This is a genomic window from Nocardiopsis camelliae (assembly GCF_028993595.1).
GTDB lineage: Bacteria > Actinomycetota > Actinomycetes > Streptosporangiales > Streptosporangiaceae > Nocardiopsis > Nocardiopsis dassonvillei.
In genome coordinates, this window is sequence record NZ_CP118614.1 from 1,041,675 (window position 1) to 1,063,995 (window position 22,321).

Here is a 22,321-nt window from a genome sequence, read left to right on the forward strand (position 1 = left end):
GGCGGGGACCAGCGGGTTTCCCCGGGCCCCCGTCCGGCGCGGATACCCTGGGCGCGTGACTGAGACTTCGATTCGTACCCGCTTCGCCCCGTCCCCCACGGGCATGTTCCACGTCGGCGGCGCGCGCTCCGCGCTGTTCAACTGGGCGCTGGCACAGCAGCGGCCCGAGGGCCGCATGGTGCTGCGCGTCGAGGACACCGACGCCGCCCGCAACCGCCCGGAGTGGACCGAGGGCATCATCCACGCGCTGGCCTGGCTCGGCATCGGCGAGGACGACCCGCACTTCGAGGGCCCCTACTTCCAGTCGGAGTACGCGGACAAGCACCGCGAGACCGCGCAGGAGCTGTACAAGAACGGCCGCGCCTACTACTGCGACTGCACCCGCGAGGAGGTGCAGGAGCGGCGCGACAACCCCAACCTGGGCTACGACGGCTTCTGCCGCGACCGGAACCTGGCGCCCGGCCCGGGCCGGGCCCTGCGCTTCCGCGTGCCCGAGGGCGGCCCCACCGTCGTGGACGACCGGATCCGCGGCCGGGTGGAGTTCGAGCACTCCGCCATCGAGGACTTCGTGATCGCCCGCGCCGACGGCTCGCCGCTGTTCGTGCTGGCCAACGTCGTCGACGACGTCGAGATGCGCATCACCCACGTCGTCCGCGGCGAGGAGCACCTGTCCAACACCCCCAAGCAGCAGCTCCTGTGGGAGGCGCTGGGGCTGACCCCGCCGGTGTGGGCGCACCTTCCGGTCATCGTCAACGAGCAGCGCAAGAAGCTCTCCAAGCGCCGCGACAAGGTCGCCCTGGAGTCCTACCAGGAGGAGGGCTACCTGCCGGAGGCGATGGTCAACTACCTCATGCTGCTGGGCTGGGCGCCGGGCGACGACCGCGAGATCATGCCCTGGTCGCAGATGCAGCCGCTGTTCCGGGTGGAGGACGTCAACAGCTCCAGCGCCTTCTTCGACGAGAAGAAGCTGCGCGCCTTCAACGGCGAGTACATCCGCGAACTCTCCGCCGAGGAGTTCGCCGAGCGCTGTCAGCCGTGGCTGACCGGCGACGCGGCCCCGTGGGACCCGGCCGACTACGACCCGGCGGTCTTCGCCGCCGTCGCCCCGCTCGCGCAGAGCCGCGTGGCGGTGCTCAGCGAGATCGTGCCGAACGTGGACTTCCTCTTCCTGCGCGAGCCCGTGGAGGACGAGAAGAGCTGGGCCAAGGCCATGAAGCCGGGCGTGGGGCGGGAGATGCTCCAGGCCGCCCTGGCCCGCTTCGCCGACCCGGAGCTGCCGTGGGCCGCCGAGGACCTCAAGGCCGCCACCGAGGAGGTCGGCGCCTCGCTGGGCCTGAAGCTGGGCAAGGCGCAGGCCCCCGTGCGCGTCGCGGTCACCGGCCGCACCGTCGGCCTGCCGCTGTTCGAGTCGCTGGAACTGCTCGGCCGCGAGCGCGTCCAGGAGCGGCTGTCCGCGGCCCTGGCGAAGCTGGAAGCGCAGCAGGACCCCGCCGGGTCCTGAGGCGGACGGGGGTGGTCGGGGCCACAGCCCGGCCGCCCCGATTCCGGTTCGCGACCACTCCGAATGTCCGCTAGAGTTGTCCACGTCGCCGAGGGGGACGGGAAAGCGGAAGCGGACCGGGTCCTCCCAGAGCACTGGGGTATGGTGTAATCGGCAGCACGACTGATTCTGGTTCAGTTAGTCTAGGTTCGAGTCCTGGTACCCCAGCGCAGGTCAGCGTTGAGTCGCTGATCGCGCGGGTCGCAGGCCCGAAAGCGCGCCCCCGTCGTCTAGTGGCCTAGGACGCCGCCCTCTCAAGGCGGTAACGGCGGTTCGAATCCGCTCGGGGGTACACAGAGGGAGAAGCTCTCACCACGTGGGGGCTTTCTTTCTGACCGATGCACGCCATCGGTGTCCGGTTGGGGCGGGTATCGTAGTAGAGGTCCGCCCGGACCAGTCCGGCCCCCGTCGTCTAGTGGCCTAGGACGCCGCCCTCTCAAGGCGGTAACGGCGGTTCGAATCCGCTCGGGGGTACCAGCAGGTGAGGCTCCATCCACCAGGATGGGGCCTTTCGTGTTCTCCGGCCCGCGAGCCCTCCGGAGCCGCGCGAGCCCGTCCCGGGCCGCGGAAGGCGGGTCCGCGGCGCCGCGGCGCCCCTGGGATACTGGGCGGGCGCGGTTCCCCGGCCCCCAACCCCTGTCGGAGCGTATGAAGAGCCACCCTCTCCCCCCAGCCGTCCGGACCGGACCGGCGCCCCCGGGCGCACCGTGACCGGCCGTGAGCTCGGTCCGGGCGACCACCAGGACAAGGAGCTGCGCGAGGTCCTCAAGGACCTGTGCGAACAGGGGTGGGCGCTGAGGCAGGAGGGACACTGGGGGCGTCTGTACTGCGACTGCGGCTGCACCCGCATCCAGGTCCCCGGGACGCCGCGCAACTCCGGTCGGGCCGCGCGCCGCATCCGGCAGGAGGCGCGGCGCTGCCCGATGCCCCCGGACGACCCCCGGCGGGGCGCGGGCGGACCCCGCGAGTGAGGCCCGTCCGTCCGGTCGCGGGCTGTCCGGGAGAACCCCGGCCGTGGTGGGGTCCGGCCGTTCCGGGTATCCTCCTGTTGACGTTTGCCAACGGATGGGCGGCGCCCGGCGGGTTCGGGGAGCCGCGGCCGTTGACCGCGGCCGGTAGCCCGGCGCACACCGGAGGACGCTCCGGAGGAAGGCGAGGCCGATGGCCGAGTACGAGTTCGTCTTCGTCGTGGACGGGTTCGACCTGGACGACCACGACACCGTCCAGGCCCTCAGTGAGAGCTTCGACGCCCTCGTCTCCTCCTGGCACGGATCGCTCCGCCTGTCCGTGGCCGCGCTCGGCCCGGACGCGGTCGCGGCGGCCAGGTCGCTGGTGGAGCGCGTCCACGTGACCGTGCCCGGCGTGCGGATCGCCCGCCTCGACCGGGAGCTGGTCGGGATCTCCGACATCGCCGAGATCACCGGCCGGAGCAGGCAGAACGTCGACCAGTGGGTCCGCGGGCAGCGCCACGACGGCGTCCCCTTCCCCGCGCCCGAGGCGGCCGTGGGCCGCTCCCTGGTGTGGTTGTGGTCCGAGGTCAACGCGTGGCTGCGCGGGATCGGCCTGGACGACGGTCAGCTGCGGCCCACGCGGACCGAGATGTCCGAGATCGACTGGCTGCTCCAGACCTCGCGCAAGGTCGAGCTCGCCCTGGTCCGCCACGCCAACAGCCCCGACGCGCGCCGGGTGGCCAAGCTGCTGGCCGCGCACGCCCGCACCACGCGCGAGTTCATCCACTACCTGGTGAAGAACCCGCGGGTGCGCGACGCCCGCGGCCGCTACACGGTGCTGGTCTGCTCGCCCCGGGACGGGGCGGTGGACGTCTTCCGCAGGCTGGAGGCGTTCGAGCACCCGGTCGTGCTCGCCACGGTGACCAACCGCATCCACGCCCTGGTCATGGTCGACGGGGAGGGCGAGCGCGGTGACGCGACCGAGCTGGTGCCCGGGATGACCGTGCGCGACTGGCTGGGGATGATCGCCCTGTCGCCCGAGAGCGAGTTCACCGTGGCGTCGGAGGGCGCGTCCACCAAGACCGCGCCCATCACCGCGCGGTCGCCGATGGACCTCGTCGGCGCCTGAGCACGGGACCGGTCCCCGGCGGCGGGCCGCAGCGGAGGGGTCCCGCGCCCGCCCCCGTTTCCGGGCGGAGGACCGTCACCGGGCGCTCCACCCCGGTGCCGCCGGCGGACCGTCCTCCCGGACGGCCCGGCAGGCGGTGCCGCCCGGCTAGTGCGCGCCCTCGTAGCTGTGCAGGGACTCGCTGATCTTCTCCGCCGCCGACAGGACCGCCTGGGAGTGGATGCGGCCGGGGGAGCGGGTCAGACGCTCTATCGGGCCCGACACCGACACTGCGGCGATCACGCGCCCGCCGGGGCCCGACACCGGCGCGGACACCGACGCCACGCCCTGTTCGCGCTCGGCCACGCTCTGGGCCCAGCGGCGGCGGCGCACCTGGGCCAGGCTGGCCGCCGTGAACCGCGCCCCCAGCAGGGAACGGCGGATCCGGTCGGAGTCCTCCCAGGCCAGCAGCACCTGGGCGGCCGAGCCGGCGTTCATGGGCAACTCGCTGCCGACCGGGACCGTGTCGCGCAGTCCGCTGCTGCGCTCGGAGGCGGCCACGCACACCCGCAGGTCGCCCTGGCGGCGGTAGAGCTGCGCGCTCTCCCCGGTCAGGTCGCGCAGCTGCACCAGGACGGGGGAGGCCACGGCCAGCAGCCGGTCCTCGCCGGTCGCTATCGACAGCTCACCCAGGCGCGGGCCCAGCACGAAGCGCCCCTGGCTGTCGCGGGTGACCATGCGGTGGCGCTCCAGCGCCACCGCCAGCCGGTGGGCCGTCGGCCGGGCCAGACCGGTGATCTGTACCAACTGGGCCAGGGACGCCGGTCCCGACTCCAGGGCGTCGAGGACGGACATGGTCTTGTCCAGGACACCGACGCCGCTGGATGAGCTAGAGTTGTCCATGGCTTGATATTGCCGTCTCGAAATATGGAATGCAAGTCAGGCCGCAGTCCGCGCAGGGCTCCACACGAGACGCGCCCGAGACGATTACGAGAGAGGCGATCGCCCATGGCACGCACGATGGCCGAGAAGGTCTGGGAGGAGCACGTCGTCCGGCGTGCCGACGGCGAGCCGGACCTGCTCTACATCGACCTCCACCTCGTCCACGAGGTGACCAGCCCGCAGGCCTTCGAGGGTCTGCGCCTGGCGGGCCGGTCCGTGCGCCGCCCGGACCTGACCATCGCCACCGAGGACCACAACGTCCCCACCCAGGACCTGCTGGCCCCCATCGCCGACCCGGTCTCCCGCAAGCAGGTCGAGACGCTGCGCAAGAACTGCTCCGACTTCGGCGTGCGGCTGCACCCGATGGGCGACATCGAGCAGGGCGTGGTGCACGTGGTCGGCCCCCAGTTGGGCCTGACCCAGCCGGGCATGACCATCGTCTGCGGCGACAGCCACACCAGCACCCACGGCGCGTTCGGCGCCCTGGCGTTCGGCATCGGCACCAGCCAGGTCGAGCACGTCCTGGCCACCCAGACCCTGCCGATGGCCCCCTTCAAGACGATGGCCGTCACCGTGAACGGCACGCTGCGTCCGGGGGTGTCCGCCAAGGACGTCATCCTCGCGGTCATCGCCAAGATCGGCACCGGCGGCGGCCAGGGCTACGTCATCGAGTACCGGGGCGAGGCCATCGAGGCCCTGTCCATGGAAGCCCGCATGACCGTGTGCAACATGTCCATCGAGGCGGGCGCCCGCGCCGGGATGATCGCCCCGGACCAGACCACGTTCGACTACATCCGCGGCCGGGCGCACGCGCCGCGGGACGAGGACTTCGACGCCGCGGTCGAGCACTGGAAGAGCCTGCGCACCGACGAGGGCGCGGTCTTCGACGCCGAGGTCGTGCTGGACGCCGACGAGCTCAGCCCGTTCGTCACCTGGGGCACCAACCCCGGCCAGGGCGTGCCGCTGGACGCCTCCGTGCCGGACCCCGCCTCGTTCGGGGACCCCTCCGCCCGCGCCGCCGCCGAGAAGGCCCTGGCCTACATGGGCCTCGCGGCCGGAACGCCGATGCGCGAGGTGAGGGTGGACACCGTCTTCCTGGGCTCGTGCACCAACGGCCGCATCGAGGACCTGCGCTCCGCCGCCGAGATCATCCGCGGCCGCAGGGTGGCCGAGGGCGTGCGCATGCTCGTCGTCCCCGGCTCCATGCGGGTCAAGGAGCAGGCCAACGAGGAGGGCCTGGGCAGGGTCTTCGAGGAGGCCGGCGCCGAGTGGCGCGAGGCGGGCTGCTCGATGTGCCTGGGCATGAACCCCGACCAGCTCAAGCCCGGCGAGCGCAGCGCCTCCACCTCCAACCGCAACTTCGAGGGCCGCCAGGGCCGCGGCGGACGCACCCACCTGGTGTCGCCGCAGGTCGCCGCCGCCACCGCGGTGCGCGGCACCCTGTCCTCGCCCGCCGACCTGGCCGCCCTCTAGCGCGCCCCGTTAGGAGAGACCTCTCATGGAGAAGTTCGACGTCCACACCGGTCGGGCCGTGCCGCTGCGCGCGAGCAACGTCGACACCGACCAGATCATCCCGGCCGTCTACCTCAAGCGGGTCAGCCGGACCGGCTTCGAGGACGGCCTGTTCGCCGAGTGGCGCAAGTCCGACCCCGACTTCGTCCTCAACCGCCCCGAGTACCGGGGCGCGTCCGTGCTGGTGGCCGGTCCGGACTTCGGCACGGGCTCCTCGCGCGAGCACGCCGTGTGGGCGCTCCAGGACTACGGCTTCAAGACGGTGCTGTCCTCGCGCTTCGCCGACATCTTCCGCGGCAACTCGCTCAAGGGCGGCCTGCTGACGGTCCTGCTGGCCCAGGAGGTCATCGACCGCGTCTGGGCGGCCGTCGAGGCCGACCCCGCCACCGAGGTGACCGTGGACCTGGTCGAGCGCGAGGTGCGGGTTCCGGCTGCGGACGTGCGGGAGTCCTTCGAGCTGGACGACTACACCCGCTGGCGGCTCCTGGAGGGCCTGGACGACATCGCGCTGACCCTGCGCCACACGGACGGGATCGGGGAGTTCGAGGGCACCCGCAAGCCCTGGCTGCCGGTGACCCTCTAGACACTGATCGGCTTCTGGGCCGGGGATCCGCGGCCTGTGTGACGCAGGACACCCCCGGTCCAGAAATATTTTACCTTTACACGCTGTGAGCGCTTGCTTACGGGTCTTCCGTCCTTAAGCTCAGCGTGGCTCGTGCCCGGAATCCGGTTATACGTAGGCATTTGAGGCTCGCAGAAGGGGTCAAAAGGGACTGGAGTCGGGGACGGCTCCGGTCTGGACCGGAGCCCCCCGGAAGCTGCCGCGCAGGTGGGGATGGCCCCGACACGCCCTGCCCGTAGGCGTTTGTATTTGTGTAAGGGCCTCTGCTTCCCCTAATTTCGTGCGAGCAAGGGGGAACCGGAGGAACCTTATGAACAAGCGTGACCTGATCGACGCGATCTCCGATCGGCTCGGAGACAAGAAGACCGCGACCGAAGCGGTCAACGCTGTGCTTGACACCATTCAGGCCACCGTGGCGTCGGGCGACAAGGTCGCCATCACCGGCTTCGGCGTTTTCGAGAAGTCCGAGCGCGCGGCCCGCACGGCCCGCAACCCCGCCACCGGCGCCACCATCAACGTCCCCGCGAGCTTCGTGCCGAAGTTCCGCGCTGGCGCTGACTTCAAGGCTCTGGTCAACGGCGACAAGAAGTAACCCGCCACCGCACGGCGACGGGTCCGTCCGCCCGGGTCCCCTTCGAGGGGGCCCGGGCGGAACGCGTTCGCGGGCTCGTGAGGCTCATGGGACGCGGGGGAACCAGGAGGGTGCGCCGAGATCTCATGGGGCTCATGTGGCTCAGGAGGGGCACCAGGAGGGTGCTTGAGGGCCTTGTGGGGCTCATGGGGCGCACGCGCGGCGCACGGGCCCCTGCCAGCGCACGAGGGGCGGGAAGGCCGCACCGGGGCCTCAGGAGGGCTCAGGGCGCGCTCTGCGGGCACAGGCCGCCGCCCACGAGTTCCCACAGCCCGCGCGTCCTGGGGCCCACGCCCAGCGCCACCGCGGCGCGCAGGTCCTCGAACGTGTCCACGTCGCGCCGCACCGACGCCACGTCCGGCACCACCAGCTCCCTGGCGCCCCCGGCCAGGTGGCGGGCCCGCGAGGGCCCCTCGAAGGCCGGGGTGAACGGGTGCCCGGGCGCGGCGGCGAACAGCGTCGTGCCCACGCCGGGAGTGTCCGGCAGGAAGGAGCGGCCGTGCCGGGCCGCCGCGGCCAGGACCCGCTCCAACTCCCCGGGGCGCAGCGCGGGCAGGTCGGCGGACAGGGCGCACACCCCGAGCCCGGGCAGGCGCCGCCGCGCGACCGCGGCCCCGTGCTCCAGCGCCGGGTTCAGCCCCGTGCCGGGCTCGCCGCCCACCACCACCGCGCCCGACCGGGCCAGTTCGGCGCCCGCGCGCGCGTCCTCGGTCACCACGAACACCGCCGCCACCCCGGGGCAGGCCCGCGCCGCGGCCACCGTGTCGCAGGCGATGGCCAGCGCCAGGTCCTCGCGGCGCCCCTTCGCGGCCGGGGCCAGCCGCGTCTTGGCTCGGCCGAGCCGCTTCACCGGGACGACCAGGGACCAGCGCGCTCCGGGGCACGGCGCCCCGCCCTGTTCTCCACAGCCGGTCACGGTCCCTCCGGAACGTCGGTACGGCACGACAGTGACGAGGGTAGGCGTTCGGGGAGGAGGCGTCGGCTGCGCCGCCCGCGACGGGCCGCGTCCGCCGAACACGCCCTACACTGAATCGGTTGTGCTGTGCGGCCTCGACGGGCCCGGAGTGATGGAGTGAGGAGTCCCGTGGCCAAGCAACGAGAATCCCGGTGGGTGAAAGCGGTCGTCTCCCGGATCGTCCGGTTCGTCCTGTGGTTCGTGACCAAGCCGGACTGGAAGGGCACCGAGCACGTCCCGGACAGGGGCGGCGCGATCATCGCCCTCAACCACCTGTCCCTGGCGGACCCGCTCACGGTCGCCCACTTCCTCTACATCGGTGCCCGGCGCTGGCCGACCTTCACCATGAAGGAGGGCGTCATGCGCATCCCCGTGGTGAGCGCGGTGGCCAGGAGCACCGGCCAGATCCCGGTCAAGCGCGGCAGCACCGACGCCGTCAAGGCGCTCCACGAGGCCGAGCTGGCGCTCACCCGGGACGAGGCCTCGGTGATCTTCTACCCCGAGGGCACCTGCACCCGGGACCCGGACCTGTGGCCGATGGCCGCCAAGACCGGCGTGGCGCGCCTGGCCCTCACCACGGGCGTGCCCGTGGTCCCGGTGGCGCACTGGGGTGAACAGCACATCATGCCCTACGGCACCAAGAAGGTCAGGCTGTTCCCGCGCAAGCGCGTGGAGTTCCTGGCCGGACCGCCCGTGGACCTGTCCCGGTTCCGGGACCAGCCGCTGACCGGAACGGTCCTGCGGGAGGCCACCGAGGCGATCATGGCCGACATCACCGCCCTCCAGGCGCGGATCCGCGGCGAGGAGCCGCCCGCGGTCCCCTACGACCCCAGGAGGGCGCGGGCCGCGGCCGCCGGGAGCGGGGAGCGGCCCTCCGTGGACGGCGGCACGCCCGCCGCGGCGGACAGCACGGCGCCGGCCGACGACCAGGCCGGGGCGAAGAGCGACAACGGCGGGAACAGCGCGGGGGCATGAGGGAGCCGATGGGTACCGACGACGTGAGGATCGCCGTTCTCGGCGCGGGGTCGTGGGGCACCGTGTTCGCGAACATCATCGCGGACGCGGCCGACCTGGCCAGGCAACGCCATCCGGACGGCCCCGCCGCCGAGGTCGTCCTGTGGGGGCGGCGCTCCTCGGTGGTCGACGCGATCAACGAGACCTCGCAGAACCCCGACTACTTCCCCGGGATCGACCTCAACCCGCGCCTGCGCGCCACCGCCGACGCCCCCAAGGCGCTGGCGGAGGCCGACGTGGTGGTGCTGGCGGTGCCGTCGCAGACGCTGCGGGCCAACCTCGTGGACTGGCGCCCCCACCTGCGCGAGGACGCGGTGGTCGTCAGCCTCATGAAGGGTGTGGAACTGGGCACCCGCATGCGGGTGAGCCAGATCATCGCCGAGGTCCTGGAGTACTCCGAGGAGCGCATCGCGGTCGTGTCGGGCCCCAACCTGGCCCGCGAGATCGCCGAGCGCCAGCCCGCCACCGCAGTGGTCGCCTGCCCGCACGAGCCGACGGCCGTGCGGCTCCAGAGCCTGTTCAAGTCGGCCTACTTCCGCCCCTACACCAGCACCGACCTGGTCGGGGTGGAGATCGGCGGCGCGATGAAGAACGTGATCGGCCTGGCCGTCGGCGTGGCCGAGGGCATGGGCTTCGGGGACAACACCAAGGCGTCCCTCATCACCCGCGGCCTGGCCGAGACCACGCGCCTGGCCGTGGCCCTGGGCGCGGACGAGCACACCCTGTCCGGCCTGGCCGGAATGGGCGACCTGGTCGCGACATGCTCGTCGCCGCTTTCGCGAAACCGGACCTTCGGTGAGAAACTGGGCGCTGGCAAAACCCTCGAACAGGTCGTCGCGGAGACCAAGCAGACGGCCGAGGGGGTCAAGTCCTCCGAATCCGTCCTGGAACTCGGATGGGCCCACGGGGTCGACATGCCGATCACCGAGGCCGTCGTCAAGATGATGCACCACGACCTGGGCCCGGCCGAGGCGCTGGCCGCCTTCATGGCGCGCAGCGCCAAGCCCGAGCGCTACGGGGTCTGAGAGCGAGCACGATGTCACACACACCAGGGTCCGCGGCGGGAGCCGGGACCGAGGGCGAGTACACGCGGGCGGTCTCCCTCCCGCAGGCGCCGGTTCCCGCCGAGCGCCCGATGCGCATGCCCGTCCACCGGGCCACCACCTACGCGTTCGACACCTCCCAGGAGTACGCGGACGTGCTGGCGGGCACCCGACAGGGCTACTCCTACGCGCGCATCGACAGCCCCACCGTGGACGCGTTCGCCGACGCCGTCGCGGCCCTGGAGGGCGCCGGGGTGCCGGGCCCGGTGCGCGGACAGGCCTTCTCCTCGGGCATGGGCGCGCTCAGCACGGTGTTCATGGCGCTGACCGAGGCCGGGTCCCACGTGGTGGCCTCGCAGTCCATCTACGGCAACACCCACTCGCTGCTGGACCGGCTGCTGCGCCGGTTCGGCGTGCGCACCGACTTCGTGGACATCACCGACCCCGACGCCGTGCGCGCCGCCGTGGGACCCGACACCCGGATGGTGTTCACCGAGACGCTGTCCAACCCCACCATGACCGTCTCCGACCTGCCCGAGCTGGCACGGATCTCCCACGAGGCCGGCGCCGTCCTGGTGGTGGACTCCACCTTCGCCTCCCCGGCCGTGTGCCGTCCCCTGGAGCACGGCGCCGACGTGGTCGTGCACTCGGCCACCAAGTACATCGGAGGCCACAGCGACACCACCGGCGGCGTGGCCGTGGCCTCCCCCGACCTGATCGCGCGCATCCGCTCCGCGCGCGTGGACCTGGGCCCCTGCCTGGCCCCCGACGAGGCCTACCTGCTGCACCGCGGGCTGGAGACGCTGCCGCTGCGGGTGCAGCGCCAGTGCGAGAGCGCGGCGGCCCTCGCCGCGGCACTGGAGGGCCACCCCCTGGTGGAGCGGGTCGACCACCCCTCGCTTGCCTCCCACCCCCAGTCGGCGCTCGCCGACAAGCTGTTCGACCGGGGCCGCTACGGCGCGGTCGTGACCGTGCACCCGCGCGGCGGACGCGAGGCCGGGATGGCCTTCGCCGACCGGCTGCGCGTGGCCACCATCGCCGCCTCGCTGGGCGGCACGCACACGCTCGCCGGACACGTCGCCTCCACGTCGCACCGCAGCATGAGCGAGCCGGAACTGGCCGCCGCGGGCATCTCACCGGGCGCGGTACGGTTCTCCGTCGGCCTGGAGGACCCCCGTGACCTCGTCGAGGACGCCCTGGCGGCCCTCGGCGGGGACAGCTGACACACCGCGGGGTTCCACCCGCTCCGGTTCCAACCAACGGCGAGATAGGGTCAGGCAGCATGTCGTCCGAACAGCGCAAGATTCGGGTGGCCGTCGTCTTCGGCGGGCGTAGCTCCGAACACGAGATCTCCTGCGTCACCGCGGGCAGCGTGCTGTCCGTCGTCGACCACGACCGCTACGAGATCGTGCCGGTCGGTATCACCCGCACGGGCAACTGGGTGCTGACCTCGGGCGACCCCGAGAGCCTGCGCATCGACGCGGGCAGCAGCGCGCTGCCGTCGGTGTCCGAGGACGGCGTCGACCTCGCGCTGCCCTTCGACTCGGCGGGCCAGCTGATGGTCGTGGACCCGGTCAAGGGCCCCGAGCGCCTGGCCGGGGTGGACGTGGTGCTGCCGCTGCTGCACGGCCCCTTCGGCGAGGACGGCACCATCCAGGGGCTGTTCGAGATGATGGGCGTGCGCTACGCCGGGGCCGGGGTGTTCTCCAGCTCCGCCTCCATGGACAAGGTCTTCATGAAGGCCATGCTGCGCGGCAACGGCATCCCCACCAGCGACTTCGTGGCCATCACCGACCGCCAGTGGCGCACCGAGCGCAAGAGGGTGCTGGACGACGTGGCCGAGCTGGGCGCCACCGTGTTCGTCAAGCCCGCCCGCGCGGGCAGCAGCGTGGGCATCAGCAAGGTGGAGGACTCCTCCGACGCCGACGCGGTGGCCGCCGCGGTCGAGGCCGCCCGCGAGCACGACCCCAAGGTGCTGGTGGAGGCCCAGGTCGTGGGCCGCGAGGTGGAATGCGGAGTGCTGGAGTCCGAGGACGGCGGCACGCCCGACGTGTCCGTCCCGGCCGAGGTGCACGTCGCCGACGGCTTCGACTTCTACGACTTCGAGGCCAAGTACCTGTCCACGAGCAGCCTGACCATTCCGGCCGAGCTCCCGGAGGAGGCCACGGCGCGCCTGCGCGCGCTGGCCGCCGAGGTGTTCGAGGCGATGGGGTGCGAGGGCCTGGCCCGCGTGGACTTCTTCTACACCGAGGACGGCGACATCCTCGTCAACGAGCTCAACACCATGCCCGGCTTCACCCCGGCGTCGGCCTTCCCGCAGATGTGGGCCGCCACCGGTGTGGACTACGCGGCCCTGGTGGAGCGGATGATCTCCACGGCGCTGCGCCGCGCCCCCGGCCTGCGGTAGAGGGGCCCTCCGCGCGGGCGGTCCGGGCGTTCGCCCGCCCCCGTGCTTTCTGGGGTTTCTCTCCGAAAACGCGTACGCTGGTCTGGTGATCTCGCTACGCTCGGGAGCGTTCCGGATACCCCAGGGGGTCCCCTATGACGTGTGCTGTTCAAGAGCTGACGGATGAGCCGGTGATGGATCTCCCGACACTGGCAGACAGCCTCGAACTCCCGGAAGGTTTCCGCGCGGAGATCATCAGCGGGAGCATCATCGTGTCGCCAACGCCGACCTACTGGCATGCCGAGATCGTGGCTGTCCTTCACGAGCTTCTCTTGGAGAAGGGACTTCACGAGCTCAGAGCGTTGCAGACGGTGACGGTGCTCATTCCAGGGATGGAGGAGCGCTACGTACCTGACCTCGTTGTCTTCTCCAAAGAGGCGCTGAAGCAGGGAGACAGGAAGTCCTGGAAGCGTTCGCCCGAGGGAGCGGAGCTGGCGGTGGAGGTCGTCTCGCCGAGCAGCACGTTCCATGATTGGCGGACGAAGGCGGTCGGATACGCGCGAGCGGGCGTGCCCCTCTACCTGGTGGTCGATCCGACCAAGGAGAAGGTCGCCCTGTACTCGGCCCCGGAGGACGGGCAGTACCAGCAGGAGACCAAGGTGACCGGCGAGGGCACGGTACGTCTCCCCGAGCCGTTTGACATGGAGATCCGGGCCTCCCAGCTCTTCGAGCTGAACTGACTCTGCCGGGGTTTTCCACAGGCGGGCGACCGGACGGTTGCCCGCCTTCGGCGTTCCCGAGGACACTGGTACACGGGGGGTGGCCCCCGGGTACACGAGCCCACGGAGGTCCCTCCGCGAGCGTACGCCCACCGCGACCGAGCCGCCATCCCCTCCGTCACCCTGTGGACGACCTCCGCTCCTGCTGGACGTCGATCGCCGCCGCGCACGCGCCGGGCGGAGTTCGTCCCCGGTCAGCCCTGCCCGTGTCCGCCGGGGAAGGGCCCGCCAGGAGGCGGTCCGCCGGGAACCGGGCCGTCCGGAGCGCCCGGCCCCGGCAGGGGTCCGGCGGGGTCCGGCCGGGTCTGCGCGGCGGGCACCAGCTCGCGGGTGAGGAGCACCGCGCCCGCGGTGGCGGCGGGGAAGACCACGATCGCCAGGAACGGGATCGCCAACAGGAAGTACGTCGGCACCGCGTAACCCAGCACCCGCGCCCGCCGTGTGCCCATGTACCGGCGCCGCTCGCGGATGGTCGTCAGCCCCCGCCGGTCGAACGCGCTCGCCAGCAGCTCGACCGCCAGCAGCCACCCGCCCAGCACGGCGGCCAGCACCGGACCGACCACCTGTCCCACCAGCGGGATGAAACCGATCGCGAACACGAGCACCGTCACCAGCAGGGACACCGCCACGACCGCCAGCGACTGCCGGACGGCCCGCCACATCGACGCCATCAGCGGCTCGTCGAGCTCGCCGGGGTCGTTGCCCAGCTCCTTCTCGACGAGTTCGGTGACCTTGTCGTAGATCGGCCCGCCCAGGGTCAGCGTGACCGTGGTGAACGCGACCACCATCAGCAGGAGCGATCCGGCCAGGACCGCCACGGACACGGCGCCGCGCAGCAGTCCCTGCCACAGGGGGTCCCAGCCGTCGGCGAAGGGCGTCGCCCAGTCGGCCAGGTCGGTCAGGTTCACCACCAGGAGCACGAACAGCGCCAGGAACACCAGTGACGTGATCAGCGCGGGAAGGGCGCCGAGCAGGAACAGGCGCGGTTTACGCAACAGCAGGGTGAAGCCGCGCAGGAGGGCGCCGACGCCACCGAGGAACTCACGAACAGGATTGGCCACGGGGGAACCCTAGAGGAGACCGCTCCCGCTGTCAGATCCGGGGCCGAGGCTCTCAGGACGAGTCATGGACGAGGACTCCGTTGGCGAAGAGGTTGCGTGTACCCGTGGTGATCGCGTAGCGGCTTGACGTGTGCCAAGCGGACTTCTTGTTCTGGGCATCACTTTCGATGTGTTCCACCAGTTGGGACACAAGCTGTCGCCTGAACTGCCTCTCACCGGCCGGGGGGAGCCAGCCGTCATGGCCGCGATAGCGTTTTGGGAGCTTCCGTTGCATCACAGGAGGGATGTAAGGAGCGACGAGCAGGAACAATCGCTCTGCGGCGACACTGTTGAGACGGATCGTGAGATACCCCCGGCCGTCTCGCATGAGCGTCCCTGTGATGCCGAGTCTGCGTAGCCCTATCAGGAGTACACGGCAGTCGTCCTCGTCGAAACCACACGTGGAAAGCGACGCCCGATCCTCTTGACCTTCTGTGTGGCAGAGCGACCCGTCATCCATGTACCAGAACGCCAGAGCGAGTGGATCAAGGTACTCGGCAACCCAGGAGGGGATCCTTTTATTTCCCTTTTCTGTCATTTCTCCGAAACATCCCGTTATGCTCGGGTGGAAGGTTGAACGGGCGGTGACGATGGTTGATCCATAGCCGCTGATGGACTTCCGGATGCTGGTGCTGGCGAGGTCTCCAAGAGCTCGCAGAGTCCACCGGACGTACTCTTCTTCGGCTTGCCGATGGCCCCACACGACGGACGCGCTCCCGGACCTGGCCTTCTGGAGGTGTCCGTCGCCCAGGAGTTTCCCCAGCAGTACGGAGCGCTGACAGGGGGTCAGGTCGAGTTCGCTGCGGAGGAGTGTGATTCGCTGGCTTGGTGAGTACTCTCCAACCGGTGTGTAGGTGTCTGGTCCTGGTGGCCAGACGCGGTAGTCGGGACTGGAGATGAGGCAGAAGAAGGAGCTTCCGCGTCCTGCGCGTAGTCGTCGTCCCGAAAGTTTTGTCCAGGAGACTCCCGGGCCTTGGCGGCGCACTTCGAACACCCGAGTTGAAACGACACGTGTACCGTGGTCGGTCCCAGGTACCTCGTCGCCGACCTGGACTTGGATGAGGCGCTTTCGTGTGCCGTCTGCCATGGATATTCGTTTTTCGCTGTACAGACCGCTGTACTTCTCGTCCATGACTCTCCTGGGGCTGTGGGCTCCTTGAAGAGAAGTTAGCGAATATGTGTTCGACGCGGGGCGGTTTCAAGGAATTCAGGAAGCGCTGACGTCGCGGTACCAGCCCTCCCGCCGGGACAGCTCCTCGTGCGTGCCCTGCTGGATCACCCGGCCGTCGCGCACCACGTAGATCCGGTCCACGCGGTCCAGGCCCGTCATGTCGTGCGTGACCAGCAGGGTGGAGTACCCCTCGGCCGCGGCCAGCAGGTCCTCCACCACCGCGTCGCGCGTGTCCGGGTCCAGGTGGGCGGTCGGTTCGTCCAGCACCAGCACCCGGGGCGCCGCCAGCAGGGCGCGGGCCAGCGCCAGCCGCTGCACCATCCCGCCGCTCAGGCCCAGGCCGTGCGTGCCCACCACCGTGTCCAGACCCCGGGGCGTCGCCGCCACCTCGTCGGCCAGCCGCGCGCGCCGCAGCGCCTCCCACAGTTCGTCGTCCTCCGCGCCGGGCCGGGCCAGCCGCAGGTTCTCCCGCAGCGTCGAGGCGAACACGTGCGGGTCCTGGGGCACCCCCGACACCACCCCGCGCACCTCGTCGGCCGGGTAGGACGTGACGTCCTCCCCGCCGATCTCCACCAGGCCGCCGTCCGGGTCGCGGAACCGCAGCAGCACCGACGCCAGCGTGCTCTTGCCCGCGCCGCTGGGGCCGATCACCGCCACCGTCCACCCGGCGGGGATCTCCAGGTCCACCCCGTCCAGCGCCCACGGTTCCCCGGGGCCGTAGCGCACCCGCAGGTCCCGTACCCGCACCGTGGCGTCCCCGTCCGGGTCCAGGCCGGTGCGGGTGGGCGCGGCCACCGCGGGCGGGGTGTCCAGGACCCCGAACAGCCTGGCGCCGCTCGCCCGGATCGCCCCCAGCCTGGCCGCCACGGCGGGCAGCGGCGCCACGATCTCGAACGCCGCCAGCGTCACCAGCACCAGCACCGCCAGCGACACCGCGTCCAGTGTCCCGCCCGCCACTGCGGCCACACCCAGGAACAGCGCACCCCACACGGTCAGCCCGGTGATCAGCGCGCTCGCGCCGGCGCCCAGCCCCAGGATCGCGGAGTCCCTGCGCGCCAGCCGGGTCAGCTCCTCGTCGGCCGCGTACACCCGGGCCACCTGCTGGTCCATGGCGCCGTAGGCGACCAGGTCGGGGGCCCCGTGCAGGGTGTCCACCAGGGTCGTCGACAGCTCCCCGCGCGCTCTGGCCTGGCGCCTGCCCGGTTCCCGGCCCAGCGCGGCCGCGGCCAGCGGCACCGCCAGCCCCGCCAGCAGCAGGCCCGCCGCCAGCAGCAGCCCTCCCGGGACGTAGAGCGCGGTCAGGACCAGTACCGTGGCGCCGCCCGTCACCAACGAGACCAGCGGCGGCGTCAGGCCGCGCACCAGCAGGTCCAGGGTGGCCTCGGTGTCGTTGACCAGACGGGACACCAGGTCGCCGGACCGGAAGCGGCCGAACGGCTCGGTCCTGGCGAGCCGCTCGTACACCCGCACCCTGACCTCGGCCAGCGTGCGGAACGCGGCGTCGTGGGTGACCAGCCGCTCCAGGTAGCGGGCCACCCCGCGGCCCACGCCCAGCGCGCGGGTGGCGACCACGGCCACGCCCAGAGCGGTGATGGGCGGGTGGTCGGCGGCGGTGGCCAGCATCCACGCGGCCACGCCCAGCAGGGCCACGGCCGCGCCGGTCGCGGCGGCGCCCAGCAGCACGCCGATCGCGAAGCGGCCCCCGCGGGGCCGGGCCAGGGCCGTCATCCGCAGCAGCGGGTCGCGGCGGCGTTCGCGCTCGGGCACCCGGAGCGTTTCGGGGGCGGTGGTGCCGGCGCTCATCGCGACACGCTCCCTTCCTGGGTCGGCAGCGGCAGCGACGCGGTCCGCAGGGTGTCCCCGAGGACGCCGCGCGCCCAGCCGGTGTCATGGGCGACGATGACGGCGGTCCGGCCCTCCAGGAGCCGGGCGACTGCCGTGCGCACCGCCGCGGCGCTCTCCGGGTCCAGGTGGGCGGTGGGCTCGTCCAGCAGGACGAGCGGGGCGTTCCGGCACAGCGCCCGCGCCAGCGCGATCCGCTGCCTCTGCCCGGCCGACAGACGGGCGCCGCGCTCGCCGAGCCGGGTGTCGTAGCCGTCGGGGAGGGCGCGGACGAACGCGTCGGCCTCGGCCAGCCGGGCCGCCTCGCGGACCCGGTCCATGGAGGCGCCCGGCGCACCCAGGCGGATGTTGTCGGCCACGGACACGTCGAACAGGTAGGGGTTCTGGGGTACCCAGGCGGTGCCGAGGCGCCAGTCGTCGGCGTCGATCCCGTCCAGGGGCTCCCACCGCCCGCCGGGCGCGCGCACGCTGACGCGCCCGCGGGTGGGCTCGTTCAGCCGCAGCAGCAGTGACAGCAGGGTGGACTTGCCCGCCCCGCTGGGGCCGGTGAGCAGCAGGTGCTCCCCGGCCGCCACCTCCAGGTCCAGTCCGGACAGGGCGGGCACGTCCCGTCCGGGGTAGAGCAGTTCCACGTCCTCGAAGCGGATGTCGCCCCCGGCGGCGGGCGCGGGTCGGCCGGTCGCCGGGGGAGGGGTGACGGAGCCGCCGGACCCCGTCGCCGGGGCCTTCGCGGCGCCGCCGGAGGCGGCGGCCCCGGTCCGCGCCGCTTCGCGTCCGCGCTCCAGCTCGGTGAACACCTGCTCGGCGGCGGACACGCCCTCCATGCTCGCGTGGAACCGGGCGCCCACCTCCCGCAGCGGAAGGTAGGCCTCCGGCGCCAGGATCAGCACCAGCAGCGCCGTCTGGTAGTCCATGTGGCCGCCCAGCAGGCGCAGGCCCACCTCCACCGCGACCAGCGCCACCGCCAGGGTGGACAGCAGCTCCAGCGCGAACGCCGACAGGAAGGCGATCCGCAGCGTTCCCATCGTCGCCCGCCGGTGGTCCTCGCCCACCCGGCGCAGGATCTCGGCCTGGGCCTTGGCCCGGCGGAACACGGCCAGGGTCGGCAGCCCCTCCACCACGTCCAGGAAGTGTCCGCCCAGTCGGCTCAGCAGCTTCCACTGCCGGTCGGTGCGCTGCTGGGTGTGCATGCCGATCAGCGCCATGAACACCGGGATCAGCGGCACCGTCACCAGGATGACGATCCCCGAGATCCAGTCGGCCCAGAACACCACCGCCAGCACGGCGAGCGGCACGATCGCGGCCAGGACCAGCTGGGGCAGGTAGCGGGCGAAGTAGTCGTCGAGCGCGTCCAGGCCCCGGGTGGCCAGGGTGACCAGCTCGCCCGCCTTGGGCGAGCCCTGCTCGCCGCCCGGTTCCGCGGCCCACACCCTGCCCGACCCGGTCACGTGCGCCACCAGGCGGCGGCGCAGCTGCGACTTGGTGCGCGCCGCGCTGTGCAGCGCGGAGGTCTCGGCCACGTAGGACAGCAGGGCCCGGACCACGGCGACGGCCGCGACCGCGCCGACCACCCAGCCCAGGGTGTCCAGCCCCTCGCCCCGCCAGGCGCCGGTGACGGCGCGGGCCAGCAGCCATGCCTGGACCAGGATCAGGCCGGTGATGAGCACTCCGCTGGCCACGGAGACGGCCAGGTGCGCGCGTACCGCGCTTGCGGTGCGCACCAGGCGCGGGTCAAGGGGTTTCATGGGCGCGGGACCTCACGACGTCGTTCGGGTCGGGTGCACGGCTGGCCCGGAGTGGCTGGGCCTTCACGGTGGCCTGGGCCCTCACGGTGGCACGGTGCCGCCCCGGTCGGCCGGAGCGGGCGCGACGGCCCCAGTATCCACCCGGTGCGCCTCGCGTGCCGGTCGGCCCCGCGGGCCCTCCCCCGCGGGCGGGGCGGCCGGAAGCCTCCCGGGCGGGTGGGCCCGGGAGGCTGCGCGGCGCGGTCAGGCGGCGGGTTCGGGATTCCTGCCCCCGTGGTCGGTGCGGGTGACGGTCGCCCCCGTCACGGTCTCGCCGGTCACCCTCCTGCGGAACACCCAGTAGCTCCACCCCTGGTAGAGGAGTACGAGCGGCAGGAACACCACCGCCACCCACGACATCACGGTCAGCGTGTACTCGGCGGAGGAGGCGTTCGCGACGGTCAGGCTGAACGCGGGATCGGTGGTGGAGGGCAGCACGTTCGGGAACAGCGCGGTGAACAGGGCGGCGAACGCGGTCAGGATGGTCACCGCCGTGCAGGCGAACGACCACCCCTCGCGGCGCCGCCAGGCCGCCGCGACCCCGCCGGCCAGGGCGGCGGCGGAGAGGGCGACGAGCGGCAGGGTCGCGGTCCCGTCGCCGTGGGCGAGCTGGGTCCAGGCCAGGAAGAGCGAGACCAGCGGGACCGCGGCGCACGCGGACCACAGGGCGGCCCGGCGCGCGCGGGTCCGCACCGGCCCGTCGGTCTTCAAAGTCAGGAAGATCGCCCCGTGCAGGGTGAACAGCGACAGCGTGGTCAGCCCGCCGAGCAGGGCGTAGGGGTTGAGCAGGTCGGCCAGCGAGGAGGTGACCACCTGGTCGGAGCCCATGGCCACGCCCCGGACGACGTTGGCGAAGACCACGCCCCACAGGAAGGCGGGTGCGGTGCTGCCCGCGAAGATCGCCCGGTCCCACCAGGCGCGCCACACGGAGCTGTCGCGCTTGCCCCGGTACTCGAACGCCACACCGCGCAGGATCAGCGCGACGAGGATGAGGAACACCGGTGCGTAGAAACCGCTGAGCAGGGAGGCGTACCAGGCGGGGAAGGCGGCGAAGGTCGCGCCGACCGCGGTGATCAGCCACACCTCGTTGGCGTCCCAGACCGGCCCGATCGCGTTGATGGCGACCCTGCGGTCGACGGAGTCGCGCCTGCCCATGAAGGGCATGAGCGTGCCCACCCCGAAGTCGAACCCCTCCAGGACGAAGTACCCGATCCACAGGACCGAGATGGCGATGAACCAGATGACGGCCAGTTCCATGGTCCTTGGCTCCTAGTAGCTGAAGTGCGGGATCTTGGACTCGTCCTCGTCGTCCTCCAGGTCGGGGACGAGGTGGGAGGGTCCGGCCTTGACGTACTTCAGGAGCAGGCCGACCTCGACGACGAAGAGCACCCCGTACACCGCGGTGAACCCGGCCAGGCTCGCCGCGACGGCCCCCAGGCTCACCCCGGGGGAGACGCTGGCCGCGGTGAGCAGCTCGCCGTGCACGGTCCAGGGCTGGCGGCCCATCTCGGTGAGCACCCAGCCGAAGATGTTGGCGGCCAGCGCCGCGGGCAGCGCGAGCATGGCCGCGTAGTAGAACCACTTGCTGGTCGGCGTGCGCTCCCTGCCCCAGGTGAGCAGGAGGCCGAGCGCGGCCACCGCCACCCCGAACATGCCCAGGCCCATCATCAGGCGGAAGGACCAGTACACGACGAACACGTTGGGGGTGTAGTCCCCGGGGCCGTAGTACTCGTCGTAGGCCTCCTCCAGGTTGTTCATCCCGTGCACCTCGCCGTCGAACTGACCGGTGGCGAGGAAGCTGAGCACGTTGGGGATGGTGATGTCGATGGGGTTGTAGCGCTCCTCGGTGTCGCCGACGGCCAGGGCGGAGAAGGCCGCGCCCTCCTCGGTCTCCCACAGGGCCTCGGCGGCGGCGAGCTTCATCGGCTCGTACTCGGCGGCGAGCTTGGCCTGGTGGTCGCCGGAGAAGACCACCAGGGCGCCGGCGACCAGGGTGAAGACCAGGCCGACCTTGAGTGTGCCGCGGAACAGGGCGAAGTCCTTCCGGGGCGGGACCACCCCGGGGGTGCCGGTGTCGTTGTGGTGGCTGTTGCGCCAGAGCTTGTAGGCGCTGACCGCCACGACGAACAGCCCGGCGGTGATGAAGGCGGCCGAGACGGTGTGCAGGTAGGTGGACCAGGCCTGGTCGTTGCTGAGCACGGCCCAGATGTCGGTGAGCTCGGCGCGCCCGTTCTCCTCGTTGACCGTGTAGCCCACGGGGTGCCGCATCCAGGCGTTGGCGGCGAGGATGAAGTACGCCGAGAGGTTGGTGCCGATGGCGACCGCCCAGATGCAGGCCAGGTGGACGCCCCGGGGCAGCCGGTGCCAGCCGAAGATCCACAGCCCGATGAAGGTGGACTCCAGGAAGAAGGCGAGCAGGGCCTCCATGGCGAGCGGGGCGCCGAAGACGTCGCCGACGAAGCGGGAGTACTCGCTCCAGTTCATGCCGAACTGGAACTCCTGCACGATGCCGGTGACCACGCCCATGGCGAAGTTGATGAGGAAGAGCTTGCCGAAGAACTGGGTGGCCTGTAGGTACTCGTGCCTGCCGGTGCGGTACCAGAGGGTCTGGAGCACGGCCACGATGAACGACAGACCGATGGTCAGGGGTACGAACAGGAAGTGGTAGATCGTGGTGACACCGAACTGCCACCTCGCGAGTTCAAGGGCTTCCATACCCGCCTCTCCAAATACCGACCGCCGGTAGTACTACAAATCGTAGTTCTACAGCGTGTCGTAGATCCAGCGGGTCCCGTCGAAAACGGTGTTCCGTGCGTCTCCCCGGTGGGTGTGCGGGCTCTCCGGGGCGCGTCGGGGAAGGCCGCCGACGGGCCTCCACCGCTGTCACCTGCGGGGAAGCCGCCGGGGAGGGAGGGGAGCGGCCGCGCGGGGAGCCGCCGTGT

General features: G+C 71.8%; 19 protein-coding genes and 3 tRNA genes. 14 read left to right on the plus strand and 8 right to left on the minus strand.

The features are described from left to right. Positions 1–55 precede the first annotated feature (55 nt). From gltX to PV789_RS04870, 6 genes are all read left to right on the plus strand, one after another. Positions 56–1,501 carry a glutamate--tRNA ligase gene (gene gltX, locus PV789_RS04845; RefSeq protein WP_274976320.1) on the plus strand — a complete coding sequence of 482 codons (1,446 nt, stop codon included), beginning with the start codon at positions 56–58 and terminating at the stop codon, positions 1,499–1,501. 135 nt (positions 1,502–1,636) lie between these two features. Then, positions 1,637–1,708 (plus strand) — tRNA-Gln (locus tag PV789_RS04850). 51 nt (positions 1,709–1,759) lie between these two features. Then, a tRNA-Glu gene (locus PV789_RS04855) sits at positions 1,760–1,832 on the plus strand. 109 nt (positions 1,833–1,941) lie between these two features. Then, positions 1,942–2,017: transfer RNA gene (locus tag PV789_RS04860), tRNA-Glu, on the plus strand. A 230-nt stretch (positions 2,018–2,247) separates the two neighbouring features. Further along, positions 2,248–2,511 carry a hypothetical protein gene (locus PV789_RS04865; protein WP_274976321.1) on the plus strand — a complete coding sequence of 88 codons (264 nt, stop codon included), beginning with the start codon at positions 2,248–2,250 and terminating at the stop codon, positions 2,509–2,511. A 190-nt stretch (positions 2,512–2,701) separates the two neighbouring features. Beyond that, on the plus strand, positions 2,702–3,619 hold the full coding sequence (locus tag PV789_RS04870) for a helix-turn-helix transcriptional regulator (protein ID WP_274976322.1): 918 nt from the start codon (positions 2,702–2,704) through the stop codon (positions 3,617–3,619). Positions 3,620–3,766: 147 nt separating this feature from the next. On the opposite strand, the gene PV789_RS04875 is transcribed toward PV789_RS04870, so the two are convergent. Beyond that, positions 3,767–4,453, minus strand: coding sequence for an IclR family transcriptional regulator (locus tag PV789_RS04875; protein ID WP_019608647.1), 687 nt, complete (start codon positions 4,451–4,453; stop codon positions 3,767–3,769). A gap of 153 nt (positions 4,454–4,606) precedes the next feature. Between PV789_RS04875 and leuC the strand changes: the two genes are divergently transcribed. The 3 genes from leuC to PV789_RS04890 all read left to right on the plus strand — a co-directional run bounded on the left by leuC (position 4,607) and on the right by PV789_RS04890 (position 7,266). Continuing rightward, a complete protein-coding gene (leuC, locus tag PV789_RS04880) occupies positions 4,607–6,013 on the plus strand; it encodes a 3-isopropylmalate dehydratase large subunit (protein ID WP_274976323.1) in 1,407 nt (468 codons plus the stop codon). Positions 6,014–6,038: 25 nt separating this feature from the next. Beyond that, positions 6,039–6,635, plus strand: a complete 597-nt coding sequence (gene leuD, locus PV789_RS04885; RefSeq protein WP_274976324.1) for a 3-isopropylmalate dehydratase small subunit — start codon at positions 6,039–6,041, stop codon at positions 6,633–6,635. A gap of 349 nt (positions 6,636–6,984) precedes the next feature. After that, positions 6,985–7,266: an HU family DNA-binding protein gene (locus PV789_RS04890; RefSeq protein WP_013151244.1), complete on the plus strand. Its 282-nt coding sequence runs from the start codon at positions 6,985–6,987 to the stop codon at positions 7,264–7,266. Positions 7,267–7,528: 262 nt separating this feature from the next. On the opposite strand, the gene cofC is transcribed toward PV789_RS04890, so the two are convergent. Next, positions 7,529–8,221, minus strand: a complete 693-nt coding sequence (gene cofC / locus PV789_RS04895) for a 2-phospho-L-lactate guanylyltransferase (protein WP_274976325.1) — start codon at positions 8,219–8,221, stop codon at positions 7,529–7,531. A 168-nt stretch (positions 8,222–8,389) separates the two neighbouring features. On the opposite strand from cofC, the gene PV789_RS04900 reads away from it, so the two are divergent. The 5 genes from PV789_RS04900 (at position 8,390) to PV789_RS04920 (ending at position 13,443) form a co-directional block, all read left to right on the plus strand. Further along, positions 8,390–9,235 (plus strand): lysophospholipid acyltransferase family protein, encoded by an 846-nt coding sequence (locus PV789_RS04900; RefSeq protein ID WP_274976326.1) that lies wholly within the window; start codon positions 8,390–8,392, stop codon positions 9,233–9,235. Positions 9,236–9,243: 8 nt separating this feature from the next. After that, entirely contained in the window at positions 9,244–10,299 is a 1,056-nt protein-coding gene (locus PV789_RS04905; protein ID WP_274976327.1) for an NAD(P)H-dependent glycerol-3-phosphate dehydrogenase, read from the plus strand. Between the two features lie 11 nt (positions 10,300–10,310). Then, positions 10,311–11,540: a trans-sulfuration enzyme family protein gene (locus PV789_RS04910; RefSeq protein WP_274976328.1), complete on the plus strand. Its 1,230-nt coding sequence runs from the start codon at positions 10,311–10,313 to the stop codon at positions 11,538–11,540. Positions 11,541–11,599: 59 nt separating this feature from the next. Then, entirely contained in the window at positions 11,600–12,724 is a 1,125-nt protein-coding gene (locus PV789_RS04915) for a D-alanine--D-alanine ligase family protein (protein ID WP_274976329.1), read from the plus strand. 173 nt (positions 12,725–12,897) lie between these two features. Then, complete coding sequence (locus tag PV789_RS04920) at positions 12,898–13,443, plus strand: Uma2 family endonuclease (protein WP_274976330.1); 546 nt, start codon at positions 12,898–12,900, stop codon at positions 13,441–13,443. A gap of 233 nt (positions 13,444–13,676) precedes the next feature. Here PV789_RS04920 and PV789_RS04925 read toward each other — a convergent pair whose 3' ends face one another. From PV789_RS04925 to PV789_RS04950, 6 genes are all read right to left on the minus strand, one after another. Further along, positions 13,677–14,543: an EI24 domain-containing protein gene (locus PV789_RS04925; protein WP_274976331.1), complete on the minus strand. Its 867-nt coding sequence runs from the start codon at positions 14,541–14,543 to the stop codon at positions 13,677–13,679. A gap of 52 nt (positions 14,544–14,595) precedes the next feature. After that, positions 14,596–15,714 carry a hypothetical protein gene (locus tag PV789_RS04930; protein ID WP_274976332.1) on the minus strand — a complete coding sequence of 373 codons (1,119 nt, stop codon included), beginning with the start codon at positions 15,712–15,714 and terminating at the stop codon, positions 14,596–14,598. Between the two features lie 75 nt (positions 15,715–15,789). Continuing rightward, the gene (gene cydC, locus PV789_RS04935; protein ID WP_274976333.1) at positions 15,790–17,556 is read right to left on the minus strand and encodes a thiol reductant ABC exporter subunit CydC; all 1,767 of its coding nucleotides are present in this window, start codon (positions 17,554–17,556) and stop codon (positions 15,790–15,792) included. Continuing rightward, positions 17,553–19,340: a thiol reductant ABC exporter subunit CydD gene (cydD, locus tag PV789_RS04940; protein ID WP_274976334.1), complete on the minus strand. Its 1,788-nt coding sequence runs from the start codon at positions 19,338–19,340 to the stop codon at positions 17,553–17,555. The genes cydC and cydD overlap by 4 nt, the downstream gene beginning before the upstream one ends. A 243-nt stretch (positions 19,341–19,583) precedes the next feature. After that, the gene (cydB, locus tag PV789_RS04945; protein ID WP_274976335.1) at positions 19,584–20,636 is read right to left on the minus strand and encodes a cytochrome d ubiquinol oxidase subunit II; all 1,053 of its coding nucleotides are present in this window, start codon (positions 20,634–20,636) and stop codon (positions 19,584–19,586) included. A gap of 12 nt (positions 20,637–20,648) precedes the next feature. Beyond that, positions 20,649–22,094: a cytochrome ubiquinol oxidase subunit I gene (locus tag PV789_RS04950; RefSeq protein WP_248773617.1), complete on the minus strand. Its 1,446-nt coding sequence runs from the start codon at positions 22,092–22,094 to the stop codon at positions 20,649–20,651. Positions 22,095–22,321: the final 227 nt, after the last annotated feature.